The sequence below is a fragment of the Variovorax sp. GW821-FHT09B05 genome, assembly GCF_059418265.1.
Genome location: NZ_JBWKPN010000015.1, coordinates 190,227 through 215,513, shown reverse-complemented (window position 1 = coordinate 215,513; position 25,287 = coordinate 190,227). Strand labels below are relative to the sequence as shown.

The following is a 25,287-nucleotide window of genomic DNA, read 5'->3' as shown; positions in this document are numbered from 1 at the left end:
TCACCTTCAACCACCAGCAGAACAACTTCCGTCATCCGCCGCTGAAGCCGTCCAGCGAAGCCCTCGATTATGCACAGATTTTTCAACTTGCGTCAACTTCGAGAGAAGTTTTTTCGACTGCTTCATCAACCTGCCCTCGGCTTTCGCCTTCGGGCCCGTCGATCCGATTTGCGTTGCCGCATCGTCAGCCGAGCCAGCGAGTATATGCCATTTATCCAGCCCTGCAAGAGTGCTGCAAACAAATCGACCGTCCGGCTTTCCTGCCTGCGGCAGCGCTACGCGCTGCCGCAGGCAGAACAGGCTCCTCGGATAATCCGCCCCACATGGCACTCATCACACTCCTCGACGCCCAACTGGCGTTCGGTCACGTCCCGCTGCTCGATCACACGGACTTCTCCCTTCTCGAATCGGAGCGCATCGGCCTGATCGGCCGCAATGGCGCGGGGAAGTCCTCCCTGCTCAAGATACTGGGAGGACTGGAAAAGCCCGACGACGGCGCCCTCCAATACCAACAGCACCTGCGCGTCTCCTATGTGGCGCAGGAACCCGCCCTGGACATGGAGGCCGACGTGTTCACCGCCGCCAGTGCCGGGCTGTCCGAGGTGATCGCCGTGCGGGACCTCTATCTATCGGGCGCAGACGGCCTGGACCTGGACGCCCTCCAGTCCCAGATCGAGGCCTTCGACGCCTGGAACTGGGAGCAGCGCGTCGAGGAAACGCTGCACCGCCTCCATCTGGACCGCAATGCCCGCGTCGGCAACCTGTCGGGCGGCACCCGCAAGCGGGTGGCCCTGGCACAGGCCCTGGTCGCGGCACCCGACGTGCTCCTGCTCGACGAACCCACCAACCACCTGGACCTCGACTCCATCGAGTGGCTCGAGCAGCTGCTGATCGACTTCAAGGGCAGCGTGGTCACCGTGACCCACGACCGCAGCTTCCTGAACCGGGTCGCCACCCGCATCGTGGAACTCGACCGCGGCAAGCTCGGCTCCTACCCCGGCAACTTCGAGCAGTACCTGCTGCAGAAGGAAGAACAGCTGGCCCAGGAAGCGGTGATCAACGCCAAGGCCGACAAGCTGCTGGCGCAGGAAGAGGTCTGGATCCGCAAGGGCGTCGAAGCCCGCCGCACCCGCAGCCAGAGCCGCATCGGCCGCCTCGAGGCCCTGCGCGCCAACCGCACCGCCCGCCGCGAGGTGCAGGGCAGCGTCAACATGGACGTGGCCACCGGCCAGGCCAGCGGCAAGATCGTGGCCGAGCTGACCGAAGCCTCCAAGTCCTTCGGCGAGAAGACCGTGATCCGCAATTTCAGCGGCACCATCCTGCGCGGCGACAAGATCGGCCTGCTCGGCCCCAACGGCGCGGGCAAGACCACGCTGCTCAAGCTGATCCTCGGCGAGCTCGAACCCGACAGCGGCAAGATCCGCCGCGGCACCAACCTCGAGGTCGCCTACTTCGACCAGATGCGCGACAAGCTCGACCTCGACGCCACGCTCGAGGACTTCATCAGCCCCGGCAGCGAATGGATCGAGATCGGCAGCCAGCGCAAGCACGTCAAGAGCTACCTGTCGGACTTCCTGTTCTCCCCCGCGCGCGCCAACTCCCCGGTGCGCTCCCTGAGCGGCGGCGAGCGCAACCGGCTGCTGCTGGCGCGCCTGTTCGCCCGCCCGGCCAACGTGCTGGTGCTCGACGAACCGACCAACGATCTCGACATCGACACGCTGGAGCTGCTCGAAGGCCTGCTGCAGGACTACGACGGCACGGTGTTCCTCGTGAGCCACGACCGCACCTTCCTCGACAACGTGGTGACCAGCACCATCGCCTACGAGGGCGACGGCCACTGGCGCGAGTACGAGGGCAGCGTGCAGGACTGGCTGATCCAGTCCCGCCGTGCGCGCGAGATCGCCGAGCAGCGCCTGGCCGCGGCCGCCACGCCCGCCGTGGCGCCGCCCCCGCCTGCCGCCAGCGTGGCCAGCCCCGCGCGCCCGGCCGCGGCCCCCGCCGGCGCGCCGCGCAAGAAGCTCAGCTACAAGGAGCAGCGCGAGTTCGACGCCCTCCCCGCGCTGATCGAAGCGCTGGAAACCGAGCAGAAGCGCGTCGCGGAAATCCTGGCGCTCGACGGCGGTGCGATCTACGCCACCGACGCCTCGCGCGCCACCGAGCTGGCGGCCCGCCATGCCCAGATCGACGACGAACTGCTGACCGCGATGGAGCGACAGGAAGAACTGGGCGCCAGCCGCTGAGTCCGCGTGCCGTCCGACGCCGGACGGCCGCGACCTCGGCTATACATGCGGCACCCAGTCCAGACAACAGAAAGCGCCGGGGGAGTCCACCGCATGCCGTTCATTCCAGCGTACCTCGGCCGATCGACGGCGGCGGCCCTGCTGCTCGCCCTCGGCGCCTGCGCCCAATTGCCCCAGAACGTGGACCGCCCGGTGTCCACCGCACTGGCCGCCCCGGCCGGCACGGCCCTGGCCACACTGGTCCAGGAGCGCCGCCGGGCCGACGCGGCGCGCTACGAGTCGGGCTTCGTCTTGCTCGCGGGCCCGCAGGCGGCTTACGGCAGCCGGCTGGCGCTGATCGACGGCGCCCAGAAGACGCTGGACCTCCAGTACTACGCCATCCACGTCGATGCCAGCACCGGCCGCCTGGTGCGCGGCCTGCGCGCCGCGGCCGAACGCGGCGTGCGGGTGCGCATCCTGCTCGACGACTTCCACAGCACCGGCCGCGACGCGCTGGTGCTGGGCCTGGCCTTCGTGCCGAACATCGAGCTGCGGCTGTTCAACCCGCTCGCGGGCGCGCGCGGCTCGACCTTCAGCCGGCTGCTGAATTCGGCCGGCGACGCCTCGCGCATCCAGCAGCGCATGCACAACAAGCTGTTCCTGGCCGACAACGTGCTGGGCGTGACCGGCGGGCGCAACCTCGGCGACGCCTACTTCGGCAATTCGCTCAACGGCAACTTCATCGACGTCGACGTGCTCGCGGCCGGCCCGATCGTGCAGGACCTCTCGCGCAGCTTCGACAGCTACTGGAACAACGAGCGCGCCTACCCGGCGCAGTCGCTGGTCTCGCGCGAGGAGCTGCAGGCGATCCGCGATCGCGCGCGCCAGACCGACCAGGAGCTGGCCGAGGAATCGGCCCGCGCGCGCGACCCCGCCACCGCGAACTCCGGCGACCAGCCCAAGCCGCCCGACGGCGAGCCCCGCCCCGACGGTCCGCCCACCGCCGAGCAGCGCGCGCGCGCCTGGGACGAGAAGCCGCTCGACCTGCGCAGCGCGCGCTTCGTCTGGGCGCCGGCCGCGATGCTGGTCGACCAGCCCGGCAAGATCCCGGCCGACGTGCCCGGCGGCCCGGACGGCGCGCGCGCGCCCGGCCTGGTGGTGAGCCAGCCCGAGGACAAGGCCGGCGTGTCGCGCAGCGCGGCCGCGCTCACGGCCGACTCCGACCTCGCGGCCGGCAGCGAGACGGTGGTCGAGGGGCTGCTGCAGCTCATCGGCCAGGCCCGCTCCGATCTGCTGATCATCTCGCCCTACTTCGTGCCCGGCGCCGACATGAAGCAGGCCTTCGCCGCCGCCCGCGCGCGCGGCGTGCGCATCCGGGTGCTGACCAATTCGCTGGCCTCGAACGACGCGCCGGTGGCCCACGTGGGCTACGCGCGCCATCGCGAGGAGCTGCTCAAGATGGGCATCGGCCTGTACGAGCTGCGTAGCGAGCAGGCCGGCCTGGGCAGCGCCTTCGGCGGCTCCACCGGCTCGACCGGCGGCAGCAGCGTGACCGGCGAGTCGCGCGCGATGCTGCATTCGAAGGTGCTGGTGATGGACGGCCGGCTGCTGGTGGTCGGCTCGATGAACCTCGACCTGCGCTCGCAGCTGCAGAACACCGAGATCGCGCTCTTGATCCGCAGCACCGAGCTGTCGGGCCTGGCGGCCGAGCAGATCGAGCGCGGGCTGCGCGAGCGCGCGTGGCATGTCGAACTGGTCGACGGTTCGCTGGTCTGGCACGCGCCCGAGGGCAGCGGCCTGCCCGACAGCCGGACCGAGCCCGATGCCAGCCTGAGCCTGCGCCTGCTGCTCAAACTCTTCGGGCCGCTGGCGCCGGACCAGTTGCTCTAGTCCGACACCACTTCGACCACTTCAACCGCGTCAGTGCTTGTGCTGATGCGCCGCCCCGCCCGCGTCGGCGCCGGCCGGCGCGCCCACGGGCAGCGTGACGTCGAGCGCGGTCTTCACGCCCTTCGCGTCCTCGAACTTCAGGGTCAGCGGCACGTTCGTGCCCTTGGCGACCGCGCCCTTCAGGTCCATCAGCATGACGTGGAAGCCGCCCGGCTTCAGTTCCACCGTCTGGCCGGCCGGCAGGTCGAGGCCGGCGCTCAGCTCGCGCATCTTCATGGTGTCGCCTTCCATCTTCATCTCGTGCACCTCGGCCACGCCGGCCGCGGGCGTGGAGATGCTCACGAGCTTGGTGCCCGTGGGCGAGGTCAGCTTCATGAAGGCACCGGTGCCGCTCTGGCCCGGCACCGACTGGCGCACCCAGCCGTCGCGCACGTCGACCGTGGCCACGCCCTGCGCCACCACGTCCAGCTTGGCGGCCGGGCGCTTCAGGCCCGCGGTGGAATTGCCCGAGGCCGGCACCTCGGCCCAGTCGGCGCTGCCCACGTCGCAGGTCTGCAGCACCTTGAACCACAGCGTGCCCGGCGTGGCCGGCGCCTTGCCGCGCACCACGAACTCGGCCTTCTCGCTGCCGGGCAGCGCGGCCTGCGCGTTTTCGGCGGTCCAGCGCACCTCGCCGCCGGCGCCCTTCTGCACATCGAGCTTCCAGCCCTTGCGCGCCTGCGCCTCGCTCAGCACGAAGCCCGGCGGCAGCTTCACCGCCAGGCCGGTGGTGGCCTTGGCGCCTTCGCAGGCATGGCCGACGCGGAAGGCGGCGTCGTAGTCGCTGCCCACGGTGACGCCGCCGGGCGGCAGCGTGACATGGGCCAGCACGGCGGCGGCGCTGCCGGCCAGCAGGACGGCGGCGGCGACGGTGCGCAGGGTGAGGTGACGGTTCATGAGAGGTACTCCTTGAGGAAAGACGGTGAAAGACAGGGCAGGCGTCAGAGGTCGAACTTGAGTTCGCCCACGTAGGTGCGCTGCGGATAGGGGTGGAAGGCCCAGTACTTGTTGTTGTTCAGGTTGTCGATGCCGAAGGATGCGCTCCATTGGCGGTCGATGCGGTAGCGCACGCGCAGGTCGGCCACGAAGAACTTCGAGAAGCCCATGTAGGCGAAGCCGTTCGGGTCGCTGTTGTCGAGCGTGCCGTACTGCTTGCCGCTGTAGCGCATGCCCAGGGTGTAGCTCCAGTTGGCGTCGGGCCGGTAGGTGGCCAGCAGGGTGGCGCGCACCTTGGGCACGCGCGGCTGCTGCTGGCCGACGCTGGCCGGAAAGCCGCGGTTGGCCGTGATCTTCGAGTTCGCGAGCGTGAGGCTGCCGCCGAGGTCGAGGCCGCGGATGCCGACGTCGGTGGCGTTCAGCGCCACCTCGAGTCCGCGGGTGCGGATGGCATCGACGTTCTGCACCGTGCTCACGAGGTTGGTCAGCGCCTGGCTGTAGAGCGCGTCCTTCGTGCGCTCGAAGAACAGCGTGGTACGCAGCACGCCGTCGAGCCCCCAGCCATCGAGGCCGCGTTCGGCGCTGAGCTCGGTGGTCCACGAGCGCTCGGGCCGCAGGTTGGGGTCGGTGTTGACGATGCGGTTGCCGTCGATCGAGCCCTGGTAGAGCTCGCTCACGGTCGGCATGCGCACCGCGCGGCCGGTCGAGGCCTTGAACAGCCAGTGGGACGTGGCCTGCCAGGCGATCGCGGCCTTGGGCGAGTCGTAGCTGTTCCTGCGCGGCGCGAAGTAGAGCAGCCGGGTCGCGTTGCCGAGCTGCCCGCCCCAGGCCTCCCAGCGCTCGTGGCGCAGGCCCAGCGTGGTTTTCCAGTCGCGCGCGAAGCGCCAGGTGTCCTGCAGGTAGAGCGACTGCAGCCGCGTGTTGCCGTTGAAGGCCGAGAACGGCGTGACCGGCGGGCCGCCGATCCAGTCGAGGGTGTTGCCGACGCTGGTGCGCAGCTTGGCCGTGTCCTGCTGGAAGCCGAAGTCGACCACGTGCGCGCCCACGCCCTCGGCCGAGCCGGTCGGCCGCCAGGTGCCCGCGGCCTTGAAGGTGCGCCAGCCGCTGCCGCCCATGTCGGTGGTGCGGCCCGGCCCGCCGAGGAAGGCGCCGGGCAGCGGCGTGGTCGGCGTGCGCGAGGTGTCGCTCGCGTAGTCGAACAGGCTGGCCGCCACCTCCCAGTCGAACACGCCGCCGCTGTGGCTCTTGACCGAGAGGCCGTGCATGTAATGGGTGAGCCGGGTCTCGGTCGGCACCAGCGCGCCGCTGGGCGCGTCGAGGTTGTAGCTGCGCCCGGCGATGTTGACCCGCCCGCCGTAGACCGGCTGGCCCAGCGGATCGCGCAGCCAGGTGTCGACGCTGCCGTGCGTGGTGTTGTTCCAGGCGCCCAACGTGTAGGTGGCGCGCACCGTGGGCGAGAAGTCGTAGGCCAGCTTGAGCTTGGCCTGTTCCTGCGTGGTGTCGTAGAGGGTCGCACCGCCGACCAGCCACCAGGGCTGGTTCGACGGATTGAGCCCCAGCACCGCGCCGGTGACCGGGGTGCCGGCATCGCCGAGCGTGCCCGCGCTCAGCAGCCGGTTGCCGAACACCAGCGCCTGGCCCTTGCTTTGCGTGCGCGAGGCGCTGAGCCACCACGACCAGTCGCCGCTGCGGCTGCCCAGCGACAGGTCGAGCTGCTGGCCGGCCGGCGAGGAATGGCTGTTGTAGAGATCGAAGTTCGAGACGAAGCCGCTGAGCTTCACGTGGGCCTCGAACTTCTCGGGCATGCGCGTCACGTAGTCGACCACCGCGCCCACCGAGTTGCCGGGGTAGGCGGCCGAGAACGGCCCGTACAGCACGTCGACGCGCTCGATCTCCTCGGGCGAGACCATGCCCCAGCGCGGCGCGTAGGTGGCGCCATTGCCCAGCGGGTTCGACAGCATGATGCCGTCGGCGTAGACCATCGAGCGCGCGCTGTTGCCGGTGCCCGAGGCGCGCGTGGCCAGCACCGCGTGGTTGAAGTCGCCGATGTAGCGCTTGCGCACGACCAGGCTCGGCAGGTACTTGAGCGCGTCCTCGCTGTCGGTGGCGTTCACCGTCTCGACGATCTGCGCGTGCGTCGTGCCTTCGATGGTGGTCGGGATCTGCGCCGGCAGCGAGGTCGGCCGGCCGCCGGTGACGGTGATGGCGCCGAGCGCTCGTTCGGCGCCGGCCGTATCAGCCGCCGGCGCGGTTTGCGCCCAGGCGGGCGCGCCGAGCGAGGCGCCCAGCGGGAATGCCATGGCGATCGCCACGGCGCGGGAATGCTTGTTCACAGGGACGCTGCTCCACGAAACGCTGGCCAGGAAGGACCGGAGACGCCCGTCGAACGGGCGCATCCAGCCATGGACTCGAGGGTTTCAGGAGCGCGAAGGCGGTCCGCGCGCGGGCAGCGGCGCCGCGGTGGCCGCGGCCAGGCGCGCGGCGGGAATCGGCTGGAGCACGCGCCCCAGCGGCAGGGGAAGGTCGAGGGTGGCGACCGGCGGTACCGGCGGCGGCGCGCCGGTCAGCACGCACAGCGGGCAGTCCATGTGCGAGACGCCCATTTCCTGCACGCCGTCCTCGGTGTGGACCACCGCCTTGACGGCGCCGGCGCTCGAGCAGACCAGCTCGATCGCCTGCGGATGCACCAGCGGCGAGGCGATCGCCGCGCCGAGCGAAAGCGCGAACCACAGCAGCACCCAGCGGCCGGCGAGGCCGAGGAAGCGGGTGTGGCGGCGCATCAGGTGCATGGCGGGCGCGATTATCGACGCGTTTTGGACGCGGCGGGCTTGGCCGGGGCCTTCGCGGCCGGCTTGGCCGTCGACTTGGGCGGCGCCTTGGCCGACGGCTTGGCGCCCTTCGGCGCCGCCTTGCCGCCCTTGGCCGGCGCCGCCGCACGCGCGCCCGCCTTACCGCGAACCGGCGCGGCCTTGGCCGTGCGGCCACCGCGCGTGCCGCGCGCCGAACGCACGGGCGGTGCCGCCGCGGCTTCGGCCTCGGGCTCCTCGGCCGCCGCGGGCAGCGTGCCGCGCTCGCCCGGCAGCACCTCGGACACCGTGAAGCCCTGCGCCGCCAGCAAGGTCGGCAGGCCCTGCGCGCCGATCATGTGCAGCGCGCCCACGGCCGCGAACACCCGCTGGCCACCCTCGTGCATGCGCGTGATGCCGGCCGCCAGGATCGGGTTGCGGTCGTCGAGCAGCCGCTTCATCAGCCGTTGCTCGGCCGGCGTGCGCATGCAGTCGCACCATTCCGGGAAGCGCGCGAGCCGCGCGAGGTCGCCACGCGCCCAAGCGTCGGCCAGTTCCTTGAGCTGGGTGCGCAGCTGGCCCGATTCGAGTTCGTCGAGCGCCGAATCGATCTGCGCCGCCTCCTCCTCCTCGGAGCCGCCGGTCAGCATCTCGAGCTGGGCCGCCGGGTTCTCGAGCGCGAACACCGGCTTGTTGGCGTTGCGCGCCCACACGGCCAGCATCTCGTCGATGCCGAAGTCGGGATAGAGGCCGTCGGCCCGCCCGGCCAGGCCGGTCAGCGCCGTCACCTGCAGGATCGGCTGCAGCGCCGCGTTGGCGCCCGGCGTCACGCAGGCGATCTCGTTCTGCCGCGCCAGCCGCTGCGCGCGCTCGCCGCTGAGCAGCCGCGCGACCAGCGCCGGGTCGGCCGGCTGGGTCAGCGGCTTCATCGCGGCGGGATCGCGCACGTCGATCTCGAGCGCCAGCGCGTCGCTCTGGCCGAGCGCGCGCTGCACGGTCGGGCCGGGGCGCAGCCAGGGCGCGCGCCCGAGGTGGATGGTGCCGTACAGCCACGAGGTGCGGCCGTCCTTCTCGATGCGCCACAGCAGGCCGCGGTCGGCGCCGCTGCGCTGGTCGCTCGAGCTGCGCGAGCGCTCCAGGCTGCCGATGGCCGAGGGCGGACAGGCCGCCTGCGCCGCCACGCCGGCCAGCGCGCAGCAGGCACCGACCAGGGCCGGCAGCGCGCCGCGCGCCCAGGAGAAGGAGAAACGGAAGGAAGAGAGGAAAGAAGAGGAGACCAGGCGCATGCGCCGTGCCGACCGATCGGCCGGCTTGTCGATTTCGCGCCTCGGTGCAACCAGTGCCCGGAGTATCCGCAAGGCTCGCTCCATGAAGAAAGAAAGTCCGGCATTACAACAGCACCGCTGCCCATAATCCGGAACATGCAGAGCATCTTCCATCTCGCCTTCCATGTGCGCGACCTCGACGTCGCGCGCCGCTTCTATGGCGAGGCCCTCGGCTGCACCGAAGGCCGCAGCACCGACACCTGGGTCGATTTCGACTTTTTCGGCCACCAGATCTCGCTGCACCTGGGCGAACCCTTCGCCACCACGCGCACCGGCCGGGTCGGCGACGCGATGGTGCCGATGCCCCATTTCGGCATCGTGCTGGCCCTGCCCGACTGGCAGGCACTGGCCGCGCGGCTCGAGGCCGCCGGCACCGACTTCGTGCTCAAGCCCCAGGTGCGTTTCGAAGGACAGCCGGGCGAGCAGTGGACCATGTTCTTCTGCGACCCCTTCGGCAACCCGATCGAGGCCAAGGGCTTCCGCTCGCTCGACGCGCTTTACGACAAGTGACCCACGCTCCGGTCCGGCCGGTCGGTGTTCCGCGGCTCGCGGCGCGGCTGGCCCTGGCCGCGACGCTGGCCCTGCCGCTGCTGTTCGGCACCGCCGCCGCGCGCGCGGCGCAGGACTGCGAGCTCAACGGCCAGCCGGTCAACCCCGCCAACGGCAACGAGACCGCGCGCAAGACCGGCGTGCTGCGCTGCAAGGACCGCGGCAGCGGCCAGCTGCTGCGCGAGGAACAGGTCCAGAACGGCGTCTCCATGGGCCTGGTGCGCGTCTACGAGAACGGCCGGCTCGCGAAGGAGCACACGCTCAACGCCAAGGGCAACATGCACGGCCTGGCGCGCGAGTTCGCGCCCGGCGGCCAGGTGCTGCGCGAGGCCACTTACGACGACGGCCAGGAACGCGGCCTGGTGCGCAGCTTCTATCCGGGCGGCAAGCTGCGCCGCGCCAGCTTCTATCCCGACCAGGGCGGCGACCGGGCCTCGGCCGAGTTCACCGAGCGCGGCCAGCTCTCGGCGCTGCGCTGCGGCAACGCGCCGGTGCTGGCGCCCGCGGCCGACGACGCGCGGCTGTGCGGCTTCGGCGGCGCGCCCTCGCAGGTCGAGCTGTTCGACGCGCGCGGCATCCTGCGCTCGCGCCAGTCCTACCTGGCCGGCAAGCGCGTGCGCACGCAGGATTTCTACGACAACGGCAAGCCCTCGCAGCTCGACGAGATCAGCGGCAACCAGCGCACCGAGCGCCAGTTCTCGTCAGAGGGCGTGAAGCGCCGCGAGACCGTGTCGCTGCTGGGGGCGGCACGCTCGGCGATCCGCCTGCGCGACCAGGAGTTCTCCGAGCGCGGCACGCTGGTGCGCGACCAGCGCTGGAACAGCGCCGGCGAGCCGATCGGCGACGACAGCTACTACCTCAACGGCCAGCCGCACACGAAGTCGGTCTACAGCGGCGCGGGCAGCGCGCGCACGGTGCTGGTCACCGAGTTCCACGACAACGGCCAGCGCGCCGCGCTGGGCCGCTACCTCGTGGGCGGGCGCGGCGCGCGGCAGCTGCCGCAGGGCACGCACCAGCGCTTCGACGAGAAGGGCACGCTGGTCGCCGAATCGAGCTTCGACGCACGCGGCCGCGTCACGCGCGAGCGCAGCTGGGACGAGAACGGCGAGCTGGTGCGCGACGACGAGGTGTTCGAGGACGGCTCGCGCAAGGCCTACGCGCGCTGACGAGCCGTCCCCCGGGGCGATCGATCAATCGAGCTTGATGCCTGCCTGCTTGATGATCGGACCCCAGCGGTTCGACTCCGCGCGCGACAGCGCCGCGAACTGGGCGGGCGTGCCGGGCATGGCTTCCATGCCAAAGTCCTCGAAGCGCTTCTGCACCTGCGGATTGGCGAAGGCGCGGTTGAGGTCGCCGTTGAGCTTGCTCACCACCGCCGCGGGCAGGCCGGCCGGGCCGAGCACGCCCTGGAACGCGAACACCTCGGAATTCGCCACGCCCACCTCGGCCAGCGTCGGCACGTCGGGCAGCAGCTTGCTGCGCGCGCCCGAGCCGATGGCCAGCACGCGCACCTTGTTGCCCTTCATGATCGACAGGCCCGAGGCCAGGTCGAGGAACATGCACGGCACCTGGCCGCCCATCACGTCGGCCATGGCCGGCGCCGCGCCACGGTAGGGGATGTGGGTGATGAAGGTGCCGGTGCGCACCTTGAACATCTCCATCGCCAGGTGGTGCGGCGAGCCGTTGCCCGGCGAGGCGTAGTTGACCTTGCCCGGGTTCGCCTTCACGTAGGCCAGGAACTCCTTGAAGTTCTTGGCCGGGAAGTCCGGGTGCACCACCAGCGCCAGCGGGAACTTGCCGATCGCGCCGATGTAGCTGAAGTCCTTCTCGGGGTTGAAGGGCAGCTTGCCGAACAGGTGCTCGTTGAAGGCCAGCACCGCGTTGTCGGCCGACAGCACGGTGTAGCCGTCGGGCTTGCTCTTGGCGACCATGTCGGCGCCGATGTTGGTCGAGGCGCCGGGGCGGTTGTCGATCACGATCTGCTGGCCCAGCGTCTGGCGCATGGCCTCGGCCAGCGCGCGCGCGATCACGTCGGTGCCGCCGCCCGCGGGATAGGGCACCACCCAGCGGATCAGTTGCGAGGGATAGTCCTGCGCGCGGGCGAAGGGCGCGGCGGCCACGGCGGCGCCCGAGGCGAGCGTGGCAAGGAGGGTACGGCGGTCCATGAGGGTCATCTCCAGGTTGTCATTCGGTTGCGGACAGCGATGGTACGGGCAGCGCATGCAGCGCGTCGGCCAGCGCGGCGCGGCAGCGCGCCTCGTCGCCGACCTGCTCGAACAGCAGCAGCGCGAGCCGCGCGAGGAACAGCGATTCGCGCTCGGTGCCGGCCTCGCTGATGGCGTTCGCGCAGTCGGCATAGAGCCGGTCGCGGGCCTCGGGGGCCAGGGTGGGAAGTGCGGTGGTCATACGGCGAGGGTCTCCAGTTGCACGGCGGCGGCCGCGCGTTCGAGCGTGCGCGGCAGCGCGCCTGCGGGCAGGCGGCGCCAGCGCGCGGCCACGTGGCCGTCGGGGCGCAGCAGGTAGACGGCGCCCTCGCGCGCGCCGAGGGCCTCGAACACCCGCGCGTCGGCATGGGCATCGGCGGGGCCGTCGGCCGCGATCGTGCACAGCGCGAACGGCAGGGGTCCCTGTTGCGCTCGAGCGATGTCGTTGGCCGGCAAGTCGATGGCGGCGCCCTGCGCGGGCCGCAGCACCAGCAGCGTGAAGCGCGCGCCGATCCGGTCGGTGAGATGGCCCTGCGCGAGCTGCTGCTCGGGCATCGCCTCGCCGGGCAGCGGGCCCGCGAGCAACGCGTCGCCGTCCTCGCTCGACAGCGGCGAATGTTCGTAGCGCACCGCCTGCGTCTGGCGCGGATTGATCAGCTGCGCGATGCCGCGGTGCGCGCCCGACAGCGACAGCGCGGCCTCGCGCAGCAGGTCGAAGCCGCGCGAGGGCGGCGACATGAACTCGGTGCTGCGCATCGCGTTCTCGGCATTGACGTGGAAGGCGGCGATGCGCTCGGCCGAGTAGCTGTCGAGCAGCGCGGCATCCGACAGCCCGCGCGCCACGAAGGCCAGCTTCCAGGCCAGGTTGTCGGCATCGTCGAAGCCCGAGTTGAGGCCGCGCACGCCGAAGATCGGCATCGCATGCGCCGCGTTGCCCGCGAACAGTACGCGGCCGTGGCGGTAGCTCGAGAGCGTCATCGCGCCGGCGCGGTAGACCGAGGTCCAGACCGTCTTCCACGGCAGGTGGCCCTCGCCGATGGCGTCGAGGTGGCGCTGCACGAACTCGGCCACGGCCGGCGGCTGCAGCGCCTCCTCGGTGCTCTGGCCGGCGCGCAACTGGTAGTCGATGCGCCAGATGTCGTCAGGCTGCCGGTGCATCAGCACGGTCGAGCCCGGGTTCCACGGCGGGTCGAACCAGGCGCGGCGCTCGGTCGGATGGCCGCTCTTCAGTTCGATGTCGATGATCACGTAGCGGCCTTCATAGCCCGTGCCCTCGAGCGCCAGACCCAGCGCCTTGCGCACGAAGCTCTGGCCGCCGTCGCAGGCCGCGAGCCACTGGCCGCGCAGCTGGTAGTCGCCCTGCGCGTTGCGTGCCTCGAGCAGCACGCCCGCGTCGTCCTGCGAAAGGCCGGTGAGCTCGGTGCCCCAGCGGATGTCGATCAGCCCCGGCGCCGCGGCGTTGCGGCGCTCGATCTCCTCGAGCAGGTAGTGCTCGGCGTAGTACTGCTCGAGGTTGATCATCGGCGGCAGCTTCTGCCGCGCGTCGTGCGGCATCTCGAAGCGGAACACCTCCTCGGTCTTGTAGAAGCTGCGCCCGCCGGTCCACGGCAGGCCCTTGGCCAGGAAGGCCGGCAGCGCGCCCAGCCGCGCCATGATCTCCAGGCTGCGGCGCGAGATGCAGGCCGCTCGGCTGCCCACGCAGACCGTGTCGTCGGCCTCGAGGATCACGCTGCGCACACCATGGTTGGCGAGCCCCAGCGCGAGCGCCATGCCGACCGGGCCGCCGCCCGCGATCACCACCGGATGGCTGCCGCCCGCCACGGCCTCGAGGCCGTCGGCCGCGAGCGCCGGCAGGCGCACCGGGTAGCGCGTGTAGTCGAAGGCGCCGACCGAGGGCGGCAGGCCGGCCACGGCCGGCGGCAGCGGTCCGCCGGCGGCGTCGCCGGGGCGCGCGGCCGGCACAACCGGCACGGGGTTCGAGAGAGCAACGGGGCGGTTCATGCCCGGGATTGTCCCGACGCGCCCGGCTCCGCATTGTCATAACTTCGTACGAAGTGTTTACCCGAATCCCCCGCCCTCTCCCCGCCCCATGAAACGCTGGCGCCTTCCCGCCGCGCCCGAGGCCACGCTGTCGGCCAGCGTGGTCGGCGACGTGCTCGCCGGCGTCGGCACGCCGCACCTCGCGGCCAGCTACCTCGCCGCGATGCAGCGCGTGATGCCCGTCACCTTCTGCACCGTGTTCGCGGTCGGCGCCAGCGGCCGCATCGAGACCGTGTCGGCCGCCAGCAGCTACGGCAGCACGGCCGAGCGCACGGCCGAGCGCTACGTGGCGCAGCGCTTCGACCTGCTCGATCCCAACATGGCCTGGCTGGCCGCGCGCAAGCTGCCGCGGCGCGCGCAGCTGTGGCTGGGCCACCAGCTCGGCGACGAGGTGGCCGACCCGGCCTACCGTGCCGCCTGCTATGGCGACGTCGGCATCCGCGAGCGCGCCTCGGTGCTGTTGCTGCTGCCCACGGGCCAGCGCGTGGCCGTGAGCTTCTACCGCAGCCTGGCGCAGCCCGAGTTCGGCGCCGCCGACTTCGCCGTCATCGAGCGCCACGCCACCCTGCTGGCCGACGCCACCACCGCCCATGGCCGCAGCGCCGTGGCCGCGCGCGAGGCCACGGCACCCGCACTGGCCTCGCGGCTGCTCACGTTGAGCCTGCGCGAGCGCGAGGTCATCGGCCACCTGATGGCCGGGCGCACCGCGAAGGAGGCGGCGCGCGAGATCGGCGTCGAGCTCACGACCGTGCGTACCCACCAGTACCGGGCGTTCCGGCGGCTGGGGATACGGTCGCAGAAGGAATTGCTGCGCGGCTGGCCCGCCGCGCAGTGAGCGGGGCTCAGTCCTCGGAAGCCTGCGCCTCGGCCGCGTCGTCGGGCACCGCCACCGGCGCGGGCTTCGCGGCCTCGTCCGCCGCCGCCTTCGCGCGCCCGCCCGGCGCCACGATCTCCTGGTCGATCGCGCCGAACATCGAGCGGCCGTCGAGCCCCTTCATCTCGATGCGGATGGTGTCGCCGTAGCGCATGAACTCGGTCGAGGGCGCGCCGTCCTGAATGGTCTCGATGCAGCGCTTCTCGGCGATGCACGAATAGCCGCGCGGCCATTCCATGCGGCCGTTCTTCTCCACGCCCTTGTTGCTCACGGTGCCGCTGCCGACGATGCTGCCGGCGCGCACGTTGCGCGTCTTGGCGACATGGGCGATGAGCTGGCCGAAGTGGAAGGTCATCTCGGGACCGGCCTCGCACAGGCCGACCTTGCGGCCGTTCCAGTTGCTCTGCAGCGCGAGGTGCACGCGGCCGCCGGCCCAGGCCTCGCCGAGCTCGTCGAGGGTCACGGCCACGGGGCTGAAGGCGGTGGCGGGCTTGCTCTGGAAGAAGCCGAAGCCCTTGGCGAGCTCGGCCGGGATCAGGTTGCGCAGGCTGACGTCGTTGGCCAGCATCACGAGGCGGATGCCGTCGAGCGCCTGCTCGGGCGTGGCGCCCATCTTCACGTCGCCGGTGACGACCGCGATCTCGGCCTCGAAGTCGATGCCCATGGCCTCGCTGGGCACGACCACGTCGTCGGTCGGGCCGATGAAGTCGTCGCTGCCGCCCTGGTACATCAGCGGATCCTGGTAGAAGCTCTCGGGCACCTCGGCGTTGCGGGCCTTGCGCACCAGCTCGACGTGGTTGAGGTAGGCCGAGCCGTCGGCCCACTGGTAGGCGCGCGGCAGCGGTGCCATGCACTGGGCGGGATCGAAGGGAAAGGCATGGCGCGCGCGGCCGGCGTTGAGCGCGGCGTACAGGTCCTGCAGCTGCGGCGCCATGAAACCCCAGTCGTCGAGCACCTGCTGCAGGCGGTGGGCGATGCCGGTGGCGTAGTGGGCGAGCGTGAGGTCGCGCGACACGACGACGAGCTGGCCGTCGCGGGAGCCGTCCTTGAGGGTGGCGAGTTTCATGGTGCGGTGCTGGGAAAAAGGCGACGGGGCGCCGCGCCGGGCCGCGCGCCGCTCCCCTAAACTGGTTGGACGGGCGGCAGTGTACCGAGGTGGCTTCGATGAACCTCGGCGGCGACGCCCACTCCACCTTCCATGCCGACGACCGTCGCCCCGCCGTCCTCCGCCCTGGCGCCCTCCCCGGTGCCCTGGCGGCCTTCGTGGCGGGCGCTGGCGCTGCTGGTCCTGCTGGTGGCGCTCGCGCACATGGCGCTGCTGGGCCTCGCGCCGGCCGGGCTCGGGGCCGAGCCGGTGTCGCCGATCACGAAGTTCAGCACGCGCACGATCGTGATCGCGCCCCCGGTGGCCGAAACGCCCGCGGCGGCGCCGCCACCGGCCGCGACGGCCCCGCCCGCGGCGACCAAGCCGCTGCGGCCGCGCGCGGTGCATGCGCCGCGGCCCAAGCCCGATCCGGTCCCCGCGGCGGCCGCGCCCTCGCCCGACCCCGCGCCCGAGGCCACGGCGCCCAAGGATCCCGAATCGCCCGACCTGGTGGCGCAGGCTGCTCCCGATTCAGGAGCAGCACCCACGCCCGAACAGCCCGCCAGCGCGGCCGCCGCCCCATCGGCCACGCCGGCCAGCGCCCCCGCCGCCGGCACTGGCGAAGCGACCACCACGATGGCCGGCACCCAGTCGCTGCGCATCCCGGGCTCTGTCACGCTGGATTTCGAGGCCACGGGCCAGATCGGCGCCTCGCCGCAGCGCGGCGTGTTCGGCGAGCTGGTGTGGCTGCACGACGGCACCCGCTACGACGGCCGGCTCACGCTCAAGGCCGTCTTCTTCACCTTGCTGAACTGGCGCAGCACCGGCCAGATCGGCCTGTCGGGCCTGGAGCCCGAGCGCTATTCCGAGAGCCGCAAGGCCGAGGTGGCCTCGCATTTCGCGCGCGACCGCGGCGAGGTGGTGTTCAGCAACAACGCGCCGCCCGTGCCGCTCCAGCCCGGCGCCCAGGACCGCATGAGCGTCATGATGCAGCTCGGCGGCCTGCTGGCCGCCAGCCCCGAGCGCTACCCGGCCGGCACCCGGATCGCGATCCAGACCGTGGGCGCGCGCGATGCCGACGTCTGGGTGTTCGTGGTCGGCGACGAGGAGAAGCTGAGCCTGCCGGCCGGCGAGTACCTGGCGCGCAAGCTCACGCGCGATCCGCGCAAGCCTTTCGACCGCAAGGTCGAGCTCTGGCTGGCCCCGGCCTACGGCTACCTGCCGGTGCGGATCCGCCAGACCGAGCCGAACGGCGACTTCGCCGACGCCCAATTGCGCAAACCCCTACCCGCCGCACCGGCCGGTTGATGCGAAAAACCAGTCATCCAAACGTTTTAATGGCAACACGACAACCCATCTTGAAACTGGCGCGTTGATTGCTATGTAACCCTCATGAACGCCCTCGACATCCTCACAGGCCCCGCCATGAACATGCTTTACGACTCGGATTCCTTCGTCGTCGTGCACGTGCAGCCGAACGAAGGCGAAGTTCCGGCCGAACCCAACGTGCCGGTGCTCGAGCGCCACGGCTTCGAGATCGTCGACAAGCGCTCCGGCAAGGAGCTCTACCTCGACGGTTCCTGGGCCGAGCTGTTCCGCCAGCAGATCGCGGCCTGGCAGCTCAACACCCCGACCCAGGAAGAGGTCGAGGACACGCTCGAGGGCTACGCCGAGCTGGCGCAGACGCCGCTGCTGGTGCACTGAGCCGAGCCCGAGCCCCGTGCTACAAGAAACGAAGCGCCCCGCGGGGCGCTTTTTCTTTGGGGCGCGACGAACGGCCGCCGCCGGGCCGCCCCAAGGCGGCCGCGCCTCCCCCTCGGGGGGTGGAGTTACAGGAGCGAAGCGAGTGAAAAGCCGGGGGGCTAACGATAGATCCAGCGGAACATCGGCCCCACCAGCAGCAGCACCGCCACCAGCCGGCAGACCTGGAACGCCGTCACTACCGGCACCCCGAGCTGCAGCACCTTGGCCGTGATCGACATCTCGGCGATGCCGCCCGGCGAGGTGCCGAGGATCATGGTCGCCGGATGCAGCCCGGTGGCCCAGGCCAGCAGCCAGGCCACGCCGGCGCACACCACGAGCATGGCCAGCGTGCCCAGCGTCACCGAGCCGAGCCAGCGCGGCGCGGTGTGCAGGAACTCGCGGCTGAAGCGCACGCCCAGGCTGACGGCGATCACCAGCTGCGCGGCATTCGACATCCAGCCCGGCACCGCCGACAGCGACAGCCCGGCGACCGTGAAACCCATCGCGACCAGCAGCGCCCCCATGAACCAGGGGTTGGTGCGGCCCAGCGCGCGCATCGCCAAGCCGCCCGCGCCGGTGGCCACGGCCAGCAGCGCGAGGCCGCCGGGGTTCACCTCGCGCGCGCTCGGCGGGCTGATCTCCAGGCCATGCAGCCCGCTCCACTGCATCGCGAACGGGATCGTCACCGTCACGATCAGCACGCGCAGGCTGTGGGCCGCGGCCACCAGGTCGGTGCGCGCGCCCTGGGCCTCGGCCAGCAGCGTCATCTCCGAGGCGCCGCCGATCGCGCCCGCGAAGTAAGTCGTGGCTCTCATGGAACGCTCCGGCACCTGGGGCATGCGCGGCGCATGCAGGCCGTAGAGCCAGCGCCCGAAGCCCCAGCCCAGCAGCAGCGCCCAGGCGATCGCGAGCACGATCGCCCACCAGACGCTGGCCACCAGCGCGACCACGTGCGGCGTGAAGTACAGGCCCAGCGCGGTGCCGATGGTCCACTGCCCGGCATTGCGCAGCGGCACGTGGCTGGCCATGGGCGCGCCGGCGATCGAGGCCAGCGACACCGCCACCAGCGGGCCGATCATCCAGGGCAGCGGGGTGTGGAGCGCGAGGCAGATCTGGGCCGCCACGAAGGCGAGCAGCAGCGTGGCCAGCACGCGGACCGGGAAGGAAAGGGACACGCGGAACGGACGGACAGGCGGTAGGGGCAAAGGACGGCAGCGCGCGCGGCGCCGTTGCGTAGTATGGCGCGATGTCTTTCGCGCACCGGCCCGTCTCCTCCCTCCTGCTTGCTCTTCTCGGCAGCACCCTCATCGCCGGCTGCGCGGGCTGGCCCGGCGGCGCCGAGGCACCCGACGCCCCCATCGCGCGCCGCGTCGAGGCCCTGCTGCCCACCGACGCCCTGCTGCTCGGCGAGCAGCACGACGCCCCCGAGCACCATGCGATCGAGCGCGAGACGGTCGAGGCGCTGGCCGCGCGCGGCCGGCTCGCCGCGCTGGCGCTCGAGATGGCCGAGGAAGGCAACGGCACCGCCCACCTGCCGGCCGCGGCCACCGAAGCCCAGGTGCGCACCGCGCTGAGCTGGAACGACAAGGCCTGGCCCTGGGCCGACTACGGTCCGGCCGTGATGGCCGCGGTGCGCGCCGGCGTGCCGGTGGTCGGCGCCAACCTGCCGCGCGCGCGCATGAAGGACGCGATGGCCGACGTCTCGCTCGACGTGCAGCTCAACGGCGAGGCCTACACCGCACAGCAGGACGCCGTGCGCGAGGGCCACTGCAAGCTGCTGCCCGAAGCGCAGATCGTGCCCATGACCCGGATCCAGGTCGGCCGCGACCGCGCCATGGCCCAGGCCATCGTCAAGGCGCGCCAGCCGGGCCGCACCGTGCTGCTGATCGCGGGCGCGGGCCATGTCGACCGCCAGCTCGGCGTGGCGCAGCACCTGCCGAACGAGGTTTCGTTCAAGGCCGTGCGCCTGCTCGCCGCGCCCGCCGGTGCCGACGCGGCATCGGCCGGCTACGACCGCACCTGGCGCACGCCGCCCCTGCCCGAGAAGGACTACTGCGCGGAACTCCGCAAGTCGATGGGCCCGGCGAAGAAGTCCTGAGCGACCCGGACGTGCGAAGGCCGCGGCAGGACGAACGTCCGGCCGCGGCCTTCGTCTTTCTTCATGCGGCGGGCCCGCAGGCCCGCGCCCGCCTCAGCGCGACAGGATCGACGAGGTCGCCGAGTTGCCGGTGGCCGAGGCCGTGACCTGGTTGCCCGTGGTGCGCAAGGTGCTGCTGCCCACCGGTCCCACCACGCCGACGCCGAAGTTCACCGTCGTCACCGTGGCCGACACCGCGCCGCTGTTGACCTGGTAGTTGCCGACCGCCGCGCTCGCCGTGCCGGTGTTCAGCGCGGTCTGCGTCACGCGGTTGGTGGCGCTGTTGCCGAAGGCCTGCGCGCTCAGCGTGTTGCCGTAGACACCGACGCTGCCGTTGAGCGTGCCCGGGCCGGTCGCGTTGAGCGCCACCTGGTAGCTGGTGTTCGTGCTGGACGCGTTCACCTGCCCGCTGTTGGTCTGGCTGTTGAGCACGCCCACGCTGGCACCGAGGTTGAGCGCCAGCGGCGAGGCCACGAAGCCCACGCTGCCGCTCGGGGCCGCGCCGCCGTAGCTGCCGCCCGCGCTCGAGTCGACCAGGTTGGTGGCCGCGTTGCCGCGCGCCAGCGCCGAGGTGGTGTTGCCGTTGAGGGCCACGCTGCCCGCATTGAGCGGATCGGTGCCCGCGATCGTCACGCCCGCGGCCGTGACGGCCGACGAGGTCACCACCGCGCTGCTGGTCTGCGCGTTCGACACCCCCACGCTCGCGCCCTGCGTCGCGTCGCCCGCCACCGTGGCGGTGTTGATCGCGCGGTTCGCCGAGGCCTCGGCCAGCGTGCTGTTGTTCGAGATCGTCACCGCGCCGTTGAACAGCCCCGCCGTGTTCGGCACCAGCCGGTCGTCGTTGTAGATCGCGGTGCTGGCGCTGCTGGTGACCGAGGTCGACGCGGCCTGGCGGTTCGCCACCAGGTGGTCGCCCGTGGCCGCCTGGCCGCCCGCCGCCGTCTCCGACAGCGCCACGGCACCGGTCGTCGCCGCCGGCTGCAGGTTGGCGGCCTTCACGTCGAGCGTGTTGGTCGCGTCGTTCATCACGCCCAGCGCCGTGTTGGTGTTGCCCGAGATCCGCACCGACGAGCCCGAGGATGCGGCCGGCGCGAACAGCTCGGCGCTCGAGCTGGCCGCGACCGCCGCCTGGCCGACCTGCGTCGACTGGACCACCGCGCGCGCATCGACGTTGGCGCTCGAGAGCGTCACGCCGTTGACCGTGGTGTTCGAGGCGGCGCGCGCGCTCTGCCGGTTGTCGGACACGCTCAGCGTCGCGCCCTGCACCGCGGCGGTGCCGGCGGTGTCGATGCCGATGCTGCCGGTCGCGATCGCGCCCACCGGGCCGGCGCCCACCTGCACGTTGACCAGCGCATGGTCGGCGCTCGCGAGCACCGCCGAGCCCGCGGCCGCGATCCCCGCGGAACCCGCCAGGCCGGTGGCGATGGCGCCGCCCTTCACCTCGATGCTGTTGGTCGAGGCATTGCCGGTGGCGGCCGCGCCGGTGGTGTTGCCCTCGAGCGTGGCGCTGCTGTCGATCAGCGCGGTGGTGCCGTTCAGGGTCAGCCGGGTCGTGTTGTTGGCGACCCCGCCCACGGCGGCGGCGGAGGCCTGCGAGTTCAGCAGGCCGGTGGTGGCGCCCTGCGACGCACCGCCCGTGAGCGACACCGCATTGCCCGCGCGGTTGCCCGCGGCCTCGGCCAGCGTCTGGTTGCCCGACATCGCGACCGCGCTGTCGACCACGCCCGGGCCGCCCGGCACGGCGCGGTCGTCGTTGTAGATCGCGCTGTCGGCGGTCGCGCTGGCCGAGGTGACGGCCGACTGGCGGTTCATCAGCGCATGGATGGCGACCGTGCCCCCGTCGCCCGGTCCCGCGGTCTGCAGCACCAGGGTGGGCAGGATCGCGCCGGCCGTGGTGTCGGCCGCGACGGCGATGCGGCTGGTCGCGTCGTTGACCACGGCCAGCGCGCTGTTGGCGTTGCCCGAGATCGTCACCGACGCGCTCGACACCGAGGCCGGCGCGAAGGCCTGCACGAAGGAACGCGCTTCCACCGCCGCCAGGCTGGCCTGGCCCGACTGCAGCGCCGAGGTGGCCGAGACGCTGCCGGCCGCCAGCGCGATGTCGTTGCTGGCGCTGTTGGCCACCGCCTTCGCGCTCTGGGCGTTGTTCGACACGCTGAGCGTGCTGCCGTTGACCCCCGTGCCCGGCGCGGTGTCGATGCCGAAGGCACCGGCCGCCTTGGACGAGATCGTCGCGGTGCTCAGCATCAGCTGCGCGTTCGACAGCGCATGGTCGCCGAGCGCGCCGGTCAGCACCGCGGCGTTGGCCGCCGCGGCCACCGGCAGCACGCCGCCCGTGTCGATGGTGTTGCCCTTCACGTCGATGCCGTTGACGGCCGTGTTGCCGGTGGCGGCGCCGCGCACCGCGTTGCCGTCCACCGAGAGCTGCGAGTCGACGATGCCCTTGCCGCTGACCGCGAGCTGCACCCCGGCCTGGTCGGTCAACGCGCCGCCCTCGAGCCCGAGTTCGGAGGTGGTCTTGGCGGTGGTGACCTGCAGGTTCTGCACCGCCGTGGTGGTGGCGATGCCGGCCGCGCCGAGCCGCACGCCGTTGACCGCGCTGTTGCTGGTCGCGGCGGCCGCGGTGGTGTTGTTGTCGGCATCGAGCTTCGAGTTGCCGACGCCGAAGGCGATCTGCGTCAGCACCTCGGGCCCGCCGCTGCGCGTGGCCGCCACCGTGCCCTGGCCCGACTGCGCGTTCTGCACGCTGAACGAGGCATCGGTGGTCGCGACCCCGCCGGTGACGGTGGCGCCCGAGAGCACGAAGCCCGCCGCGTCGATCGAGGTGGCCGTCACGTCCACCGTGTTGCCGGTGGCGCGGCTGCCGTAGGCCAGGGCCTGGGTGGTGTTGCCGCTGCTCGAGACCGAGGCGTCCTGCAGGCCGCCGCCGACCACCGTGCGCACCACGTTGCCGCCGACCGTGTTGGCCTCGACCTTGGTGTTGGCACCGGCCACCGACTGCACGTTGGTCACGTTGGCCACCGAGGCGAAGTCGCTCGAGGCGATCTGGTTGGCCGCGAGCTTCAGGCCGTTGGCCGCATCGTTGCCGTAGCTCGCGGCGACGAAGGCGTTGCGGTCGTTGCCGAGGCTGGCCGACGCCACGTCGCCGCTCACCGAGGCCGCGAACGAATTCACGCCGCTGGCCGTGGTGCTCACCGTCGACTGGATCGACTGGCTGCCGAGGATGGCGTAGGAGGCATTCACCGCCGGCTGCGTGGCCAGGCTGTTGTCGAAGGGCAGGTTGTTGCCGAGGTTGGCCGTGATGGTCGAGGCGACGTCCGTGGACGGGTTCACCGTGACGTTGCCGGCCTGCACGCCCAGCGTGCTGGTGGCCGAGTTGCCGTAGGCGATCGCGCGCTGCAGGTTGTCGCTGACCGTGGCCGAGCCGCCCGACAGGTTGCCGAACACGGCGACGCGGGCCTCGGGCACGCTGAGCACCGCGCCGACCGAGGAGGTGGCATCGTTCATCTGGACGCTGGCGATGCCGGCGCCGGTGCCGACCGCATTGCCCTTGATCGACAGGTCGCTGGTGGCGCCGCTGCCGACCGCCACCGCCTCCTGGCGATTGCCGGTGAGCGACAGCGCGCTGTCGGCCACCGTGGCCGGTCCGTTCGCGACCAGCCAGACCTTGGAGCCGCCGTTGATCGCCGTGACCAGGCTGCCGTTGTAGTTGCCCTGCAGGTTGGTCAGCGTGACGGCGCCGGTGGCCGACACGCGGCCGTCGGCGCTGGTGCCGCCGCCGAGCGCCACCGCATCGCTGCCGAGCGCCACGGTGTTGGCGTCGAGCGCCAGGCCCTGGTTGATCTGGTTGCCGCGCGCCGCGACCGCCGCGCTGTTGTTCGCCACGGTCACGGTGCTGGCATTCGTCTGGCCGGTGGCGTCGCCGGTCTGCACCGCGATGACGGTGCCGTTGGCGACGGCCGACACCGTCGATTCGGTGTTGGCCTGCTGGTTCGAGATGCCCGCCGTGCCCGTGAAGCTGGCCGCGGTGGTGCCGGGCAGGATCGCGCTCGAGGCGATGTTGCCGGTGGCCGCGGCGCTCACGCTGTTGTCCTTGAGCGTGACGCTGCCGCTGTCGATGGACTGCACGCCCGCGAGCACCTGGCCGTTGATGGTCTGTGCCAGCACGCTGGAGCGCAGGTTGCCCTGGCTGTTGAGCACGGCCAGGTCGGCATCGAGGGTGGTGGTGACGGCCGTGCCGCCGTGCACGCTGGCATTGACCGGCGTGAGGGGCGGGGTCGCGGCGACCACCGACACGCCGTTCATCACGATGCGGTTGCCCGCGCTGCCGGCGGTGGCCGAGAGCGCCTCGTTGCCGGTGGCGGCGCTCGAGATGGTGTTGCCCTGCACCGAGAGCGAGCCGCGCAGTTCGTTGACCACGCCCGCGGGCGCGCCGGTGACCAGCGCCTGCACGGTCGAGTTGGTGTTGTCGGCCGCATGCGTGACCGCCGCGAGGATGCCGTTGCCGTTGGCCTGCAGGTTCGACACCACCGCCGAGCCCGCGAAGCTCGGCGCCGCGCCCGACTGGATCTCGGCCGCGCTGCTCGCGCTGTTGCCCCGCAGCGTGGCCGACAGCGTGTTGCGGTCGAGCGAGGCGCCCACGGTCACGGCATTGGCCATCGTCGAGGTCAGCGCCAGGTCGATCCTGTTGTTGGCCAGGCCCGCGCCCGAGGCCGGGCCGGTGCCCAGCTGCAGCGAGGTCACGACGATGTTGCCCTGCGCGTCGAACAGCGGCGTGCCGCCCGGGTAGGTCAGCGCCGCGCCGCCGGTGATGCCGACGGCGCCGGCCATCGCGCCGCCGGTCACCAGCGAGCTGCCCTTGTTGATCACGGTCGAGGCCGAGATCGTGTTGTCGGTGGCGGCCGCGCTGCCGCTCGTGAAGTTGTTGAGCTCGACCGCGAGCCTGCTGTTGGCGACGCCGGCGGCGATCGATCCGCTGTTGGTGGCCACGCCCAGCGAAGCCGCGTTGTCGACCGGCGTGGAGGCCGGGCTGCCCGAGGCGGGCTGGATCGCGTTCGCGAAGTCGTTGCCGGCGGCGCTGGCGCCGATCAGGTTGCCGGTGGTGCTGGCCGCGATCGGGTTCGGATTGGCCGGCGTGCCGCTGACCGTGGTGCCGCCGACGGCGCCCGTGATCCCCGCCGTCACGCCGTTGGTGTTGGAGGGCTGCGAGTTCGCCGTCGACGCCCCCGACACCGAGCCGTTGAGCGTGTTGCTCACGGTGGTGTCGGCCGCCTGCGCGGCGCCGGCGGCGAGCAGCGCGACCGCGACCGCGGAACCGATGCGGCTGAGACTGGTGGCGGGCCTGCGGGCGCCCCGATTGCGGATCTTGCGAGCTTTCATGGCGTGACTCCTGGTGTGAAGACGTTGTGGACGAAAGGGACGGACGAACGCAGGGGAACCGGGCCGCCCTCGCAGGCGCGCA

General features: G+C 71.8%; 18 protein-coding genes. 8 read left to right on the top strand and 10 right to left on the bottom strand.

The genetic code is table 11. The features are described from left to right. The first annotated feature begins 323 nt into the window (after window positions 1-323). Window positions 324-2,240, top strand: coding sequence for an ATP-binding cassette domain-containing protein (locus AC07RM_RS31810; protein ID WP_495337029.1), 1,917 nt, complete (start codon window positions 324-326; stop codon window positions 2,238-2,240). A 93-nt stretch (window positions 2,241-2,333) separates the two neighbouring features. After that, entirely contained in the window at window positions 2,334-4,109 is a 1,776-nt protein-coding gene (locus AC07RM_RS31805; RefSeq protein WP_495337028.1) for a phospholipase D family protein, read from the top strand. A gap of 30 nt (window positions 4,110-4,139) precedes the next feature. Here AC07RM_RS31805 and AC07RM_RS31800 read toward each other — a convergent pair whose 3' ends face one another. The 4 genes from AC07RM_RS31800 to AC07RM_RS31785 all read right to left on the bottom strand — a co-directional run bounded on the left by AC07RM_RS31800 (window position 4,140) and on the right by AC07RM_RS31785 (window position 9,156). Continuing rightward, window positions 4,140-5,045: a copper chaperone PCu(A)C domain-containing protein gene (locus tag AC07RM_RS31800; RefSeq protein WP_495337027.1), complete on the bottom strand. Its 906-nt coding sequence runs from the start codon at window positions 5,043-5,045 to the stop codon at window positions 4,140-4,142. Between the two features lie 44 nt (window positions 5,046-5,089). Continuing rightward, entirely contained in the window at window positions 5,090-7,384 is a 2,295-nt protein-coding gene (locus AC07RM_RS31795; protein WP_495337032.1) for a TonB-dependent receptor, read from the bottom strand. 117 nt (window positions 7,385-7,501) lie between these two features. Next, window positions 7,502-7,873: a DUF2946 family protein gene (locus AC07RM_RS31790; RefSeq protein ID WP_057597421.1), complete on the bottom strand. Its 372-nt coding sequence runs from the start codon at window positions 7,871-7,873 to the stop codon at window positions 7,502-7,504. Window positions 7,874-7,884: 11 nt separating this feature from the next. Continuing rightward, window positions 7,885-9,156 (bottom strand): TraB/GumN family protein, encoded by a 1,272-nt coding sequence (locus AC07RM_RS31785; protein ID WP_495337026.1) that lies wholly within the window; start codon window positions 9,154-9,156, stop codon window positions 7,885-7,887. Window positions 9,157-9,291: 135 nt separating this feature from the next. Between AC07RM_RS31785 and AC07RM_RS31780 the strand changes: the two genes are divergently transcribed. Beyond that, window positions 9,292-9,705 carry a VOC family protein gene (locus AC07RM_RS31780; RefSeq protein ID WP_495337025.1) on the top strand — a complete coding sequence of 138 codons (414 nt, stop codon included), beginning with the start codon at window positions 9,292-9,294 and terminating at the stop codon, window positions 9,703-9,705. After that, a complete protein-coding gene (locus AC07RM_RS31775) occupies window positions 9,702-10,910 on the top strand; it encodes a toxin-antitoxin system YwqK family antitoxin (protein ID WP_495337024.1) in 1,209 nt (402 codons plus the stop codon). Before AC07RM_RS31780 ends, AC07RM_RS31775 begins: the two co-directional genes overlap by 4 nt. Before the next feature lie 24 nt (window positions 10,911-10,934). On the opposite strand, the gene AC07RM_RS31770 is transcribed toward AC07RM_RS31775, so the two are convergent. Genes AC07RM_RS31770 through AC07RM_RS31760 form a run of 3 tightly spaced genes read right to left on the bottom strand, consistent with a single transcriptional unit; the run spans window position 10,935 to window position 13,949 of the window. Continuing rightward, the gene (locus AC07RM_RS31770; RefSeq protein ID WP_495337023.1) at window positions 10,935-11,909 is read right to left on the bottom strand and encodes a Bug family tripartite tricarboxylate transporter substrate binding protein; all 975 of its coding nucleotides are present in this window, start codon (window positions 11,907-11,909) and stop codon (window positions 10,935-10,937) included. A gap of 19 nt (window positions 11,910-11,928) precedes the next feature. Continuing rightward, on the bottom strand, window positions 11,929-12,150 hold the full coding sequence (locus AC07RM_RS31765) for a hypothetical protein (RefSeq protein ID WP_209542871.1): 222 nt from the start codon (window positions 12,148-12,150) through the stop codon (window positions 11,929-11,931). Further along, window positions 12,147-13,949: an FAD-dependent monooxygenase gene (locus AC07RM_RS31760; protein ID WP_495337022.1), complete on the bottom strand. Its 1,803-nt coding sequence runs from the start codon at window positions 13,947-13,949 to the stop codon at window positions 12,147-12,149. The genes AC07RM_RS31765 and AC07RM_RS31760 overlap by 4 nt, the downstream gene beginning before the upstream one ends. 88 nt (window positions 13,950-14,037) lie before the next feature. On the opposite strand from AC07RM_RS31760, the gene AC07RM_RS31755 reads away from it, so the two are divergent. Further along, window positions 14,038-14,823, top strand: a complete 786-nt coding sequence (locus tag AC07RM_RS31755) for a response regulator transcription factor (protein ID WP_093356030.1) — start codon at window positions 14,038-14,040, stop codon at window positions 14,821-14,823. 7 nt (window positions 14,824-14,830) lie between these two features. On the opposite strand, the gene AC07RM_RS31750 is transcribed toward AC07RM_RS31755, so the two are convergent. Then, window positions 14,831-15,928 (bottom strand): fumarylacetoacetate hydrolase family protein, encoded by a 1,098-nt coding sequence (locus tag AC07RM_RS31750; RefSeq protein ID WP_431510584.1) that lies wholly within the window; start codon window positions 15,926-15,928, stop codon window positions 14,831-14,833. A 132-nt stretch (window positions 15,929-16,060) separates the two neighbouring features. On the opposite strand from AC07RM_RS31750, the gene AC07RM_RS31745 reads away from it, so the two are divergent. Both AC07RM_RS31745 and AC07RM_RS31740 read left to right on the top strand, forming a co-directional pair. After that, window positions 16,061-17,254: a DUF3108 domain-containing protein gene (locus AC07RM_RS31745; RefSeq protein ID WP_495337021.1), complete on the top strand. Its 1,194-nt coding sequence runs from the start codon at window positions 16,061-16,063 to the stop codon at window positions 17,252-17,254. Between the two features lie 117 nt (window positions 17,255-17,371). Further along, complete coding sequence (locus tag AC07RM_RS31740) at window positions 17,372-17,650, top strand: BTH_I0359 family protein (RefSeq protein ID WP_057597632.1); 279 nt, start codon at window positions 17,372-17,374, stop codon at window positions 17,648-17,650. Between the two features lie 158 nt (window positions 17,651-17,808). On the opposite strand, the gene AC07RM_RS31735 is transcribed toward AC07RM_RS31740, so the two are convergent. Continuing rightward, on the bottom strand, window positions 17,809-18,864 hold the full coding sequence (locus tag AC07RM_RS31735; RefSeq protein ID WP_495337020.1) for an AbrB family transcriptional regulator: 1,056 nt from the start codon (window positions 18,862-18,864) through the stop codon (window positions 17,809-17,811). A gap of 71 nt (window positions 18,865-18,935) precedes the next feature. Here AC07RM_RS31735 and AC07RM_RS31730 point away from each other — a divergent pair, with 71 nt between their 5' ends. Further along, window positions 18,936-19,787 carry a ChaN family lipoprotein gene (locus AC07RM_RS31730; protein ID WP_495337019.1) on the top strand — a complete coding sequence of 284 codons (852 nt, stop codon included), beginning with the start codon at window positions 18,936-18,938 and terminating at the stop codon, window positions 19,785-19,787. Between the two features lie 93 nt (window positions 19,788-19,880). On the opposite strand, the gene AC07RM_RS31725 is transcribed toward AC07RM_RS31730, so the two are convergent. Then, the gene (locus AC07RM_RS31725; RefSeq protein ID WP_495337018.1) at window positions 19,881-25,205 is read right to left on the bottom strand and encodes a beta strand repeat-containing protein; all 5,325 of its coding nucleotides are present in this window, start codon (window positions 25,203-25,205) and stop codon (window positions 19,881-19,883) included. Between the last annotated feature and the right edge of the window lie 82 nt (window positions 25,206-25,287).

Excerpts from the sequence above, each read along its gene's own strand:
- AC07RM_RS31755 (WP_093356030.1), top strand. The coding sequence starts at position 14,038 with ATGAAACGCTGGCGCCTTCCCGCCGCGCCCGAGGCCACGCTGTCGGCC.
- AC07RM_RS31765 (WP_209542871.1), bottom strand. The coding sequence starts at position 12,150 with ATGACCACCGCACTTCCCACCCTGGCCCCCGAGGCCCGCGACCGGCTC.
- AC07RM_RS31750 (WP_431510584.1), bottom strand. The coding sequence starts at position 15,928 with ATGAAACTCGCCACCCTCAAGGACGGCTCCCGCGACGGCCAGCTCGTC.
- AC07RM_RS31745 (WP_495337021.1), top strand. The coding sequence starts at position 16,061 with ATGCCGACGACCGTCGCCCCGCCGTCCTCCGCCCTGGCGCCCTCCCCG.
- AC07RM_RS31805 (WP_495337028.1), top strand. The coding sequence starts at position 2,334 with ATGCCGTTCATTCCAGCGTACCTCGGCCGATCGACGGCGGCGGCCCTG.
- AC07RM_RS31725 (WP_495337018.1), bottom strand. The coding sequence starts at position 25,205 with ATGAAAGCTCGCAAGATCCGCAATCGGGGCGCCCGCAGGCCCGCCACC.
- AC07RM_RS31790 (WP_057597421.1), bottom strand. The coding sequence starts at position 7,873 with ATGCACCTGATGCGCCGCCACACCCGCTTCCTCGGCCTCGCCGGCCGC.
- AC07RM_RS31760 (WP_495337022.1), bottom strand. The coding sequence starts at position 13,949 with ATGAACCGCCCCGTTGCTCTCTCGAACCCCGTGCCGGTTGTGCCGGCC.
- AC07RM_RS31730 (WP_495337019.1), top strand. The coding sequence starts at position 18,936 with ATGTCTTTCGCGCACCGGCCCGTCTCCTCCCTCCTGCTTGCTCTTCTC.
- AC07RM_RS31770 (WP_495337023.1), bottom strand. The coding sequence starts at position 11,909 with ATGGACCGCCGTACCCTCCTTGCCACGCTCGCCTCGGGCGCCGCCGTG.
- AC07RM_RS31785 (WP_495337026.1), bottom strand. The coding sequence starts at position 9,156 with ATGCGCCTGGTCTCCTCTTCTTTCCTCTCTTCCTTCCGTTTCTCCTTC.
- AC07RM_RS31795 (WP_495337032.1), bottom strand. The coding sequence starts at position 7,384 with ATGGCATTCCCGCTGGGCGCCTCGCTCGGCGCGCCCGCCTGGGCGCAA.
- AC07RM_RS31740 (WP_057597632.1), top strand. The coding sequence starts at position 17,372 with ATGAACATGCTTTACGACTCGGATTCCTTCGTCGTCGTGCACGTGCAG.
- AC07RM_RS31800 (WP_495337027.1), bottom strand. The coding sequence starts at position 5,045 with ATGAACCGTCACCTCACCCTGCGCACCGTCGCCGCCGCCGTCCTGCTG.
- AC07RM_RS31780 (WP_495337025.1), top strand. The coding sequence starts at position 9,292 with ATGCAGAGCATCTTCCATCTCGCCTTCCATGTGCGCGACCTCGACGTC.
- AC07RM_RS31810 (WP_495337029.1), top strand. The coding sequence starts at position 324 with ATGGCACTCATCACACTCCTCGACGCCCAACTGGCGTTCGGTCACGTC.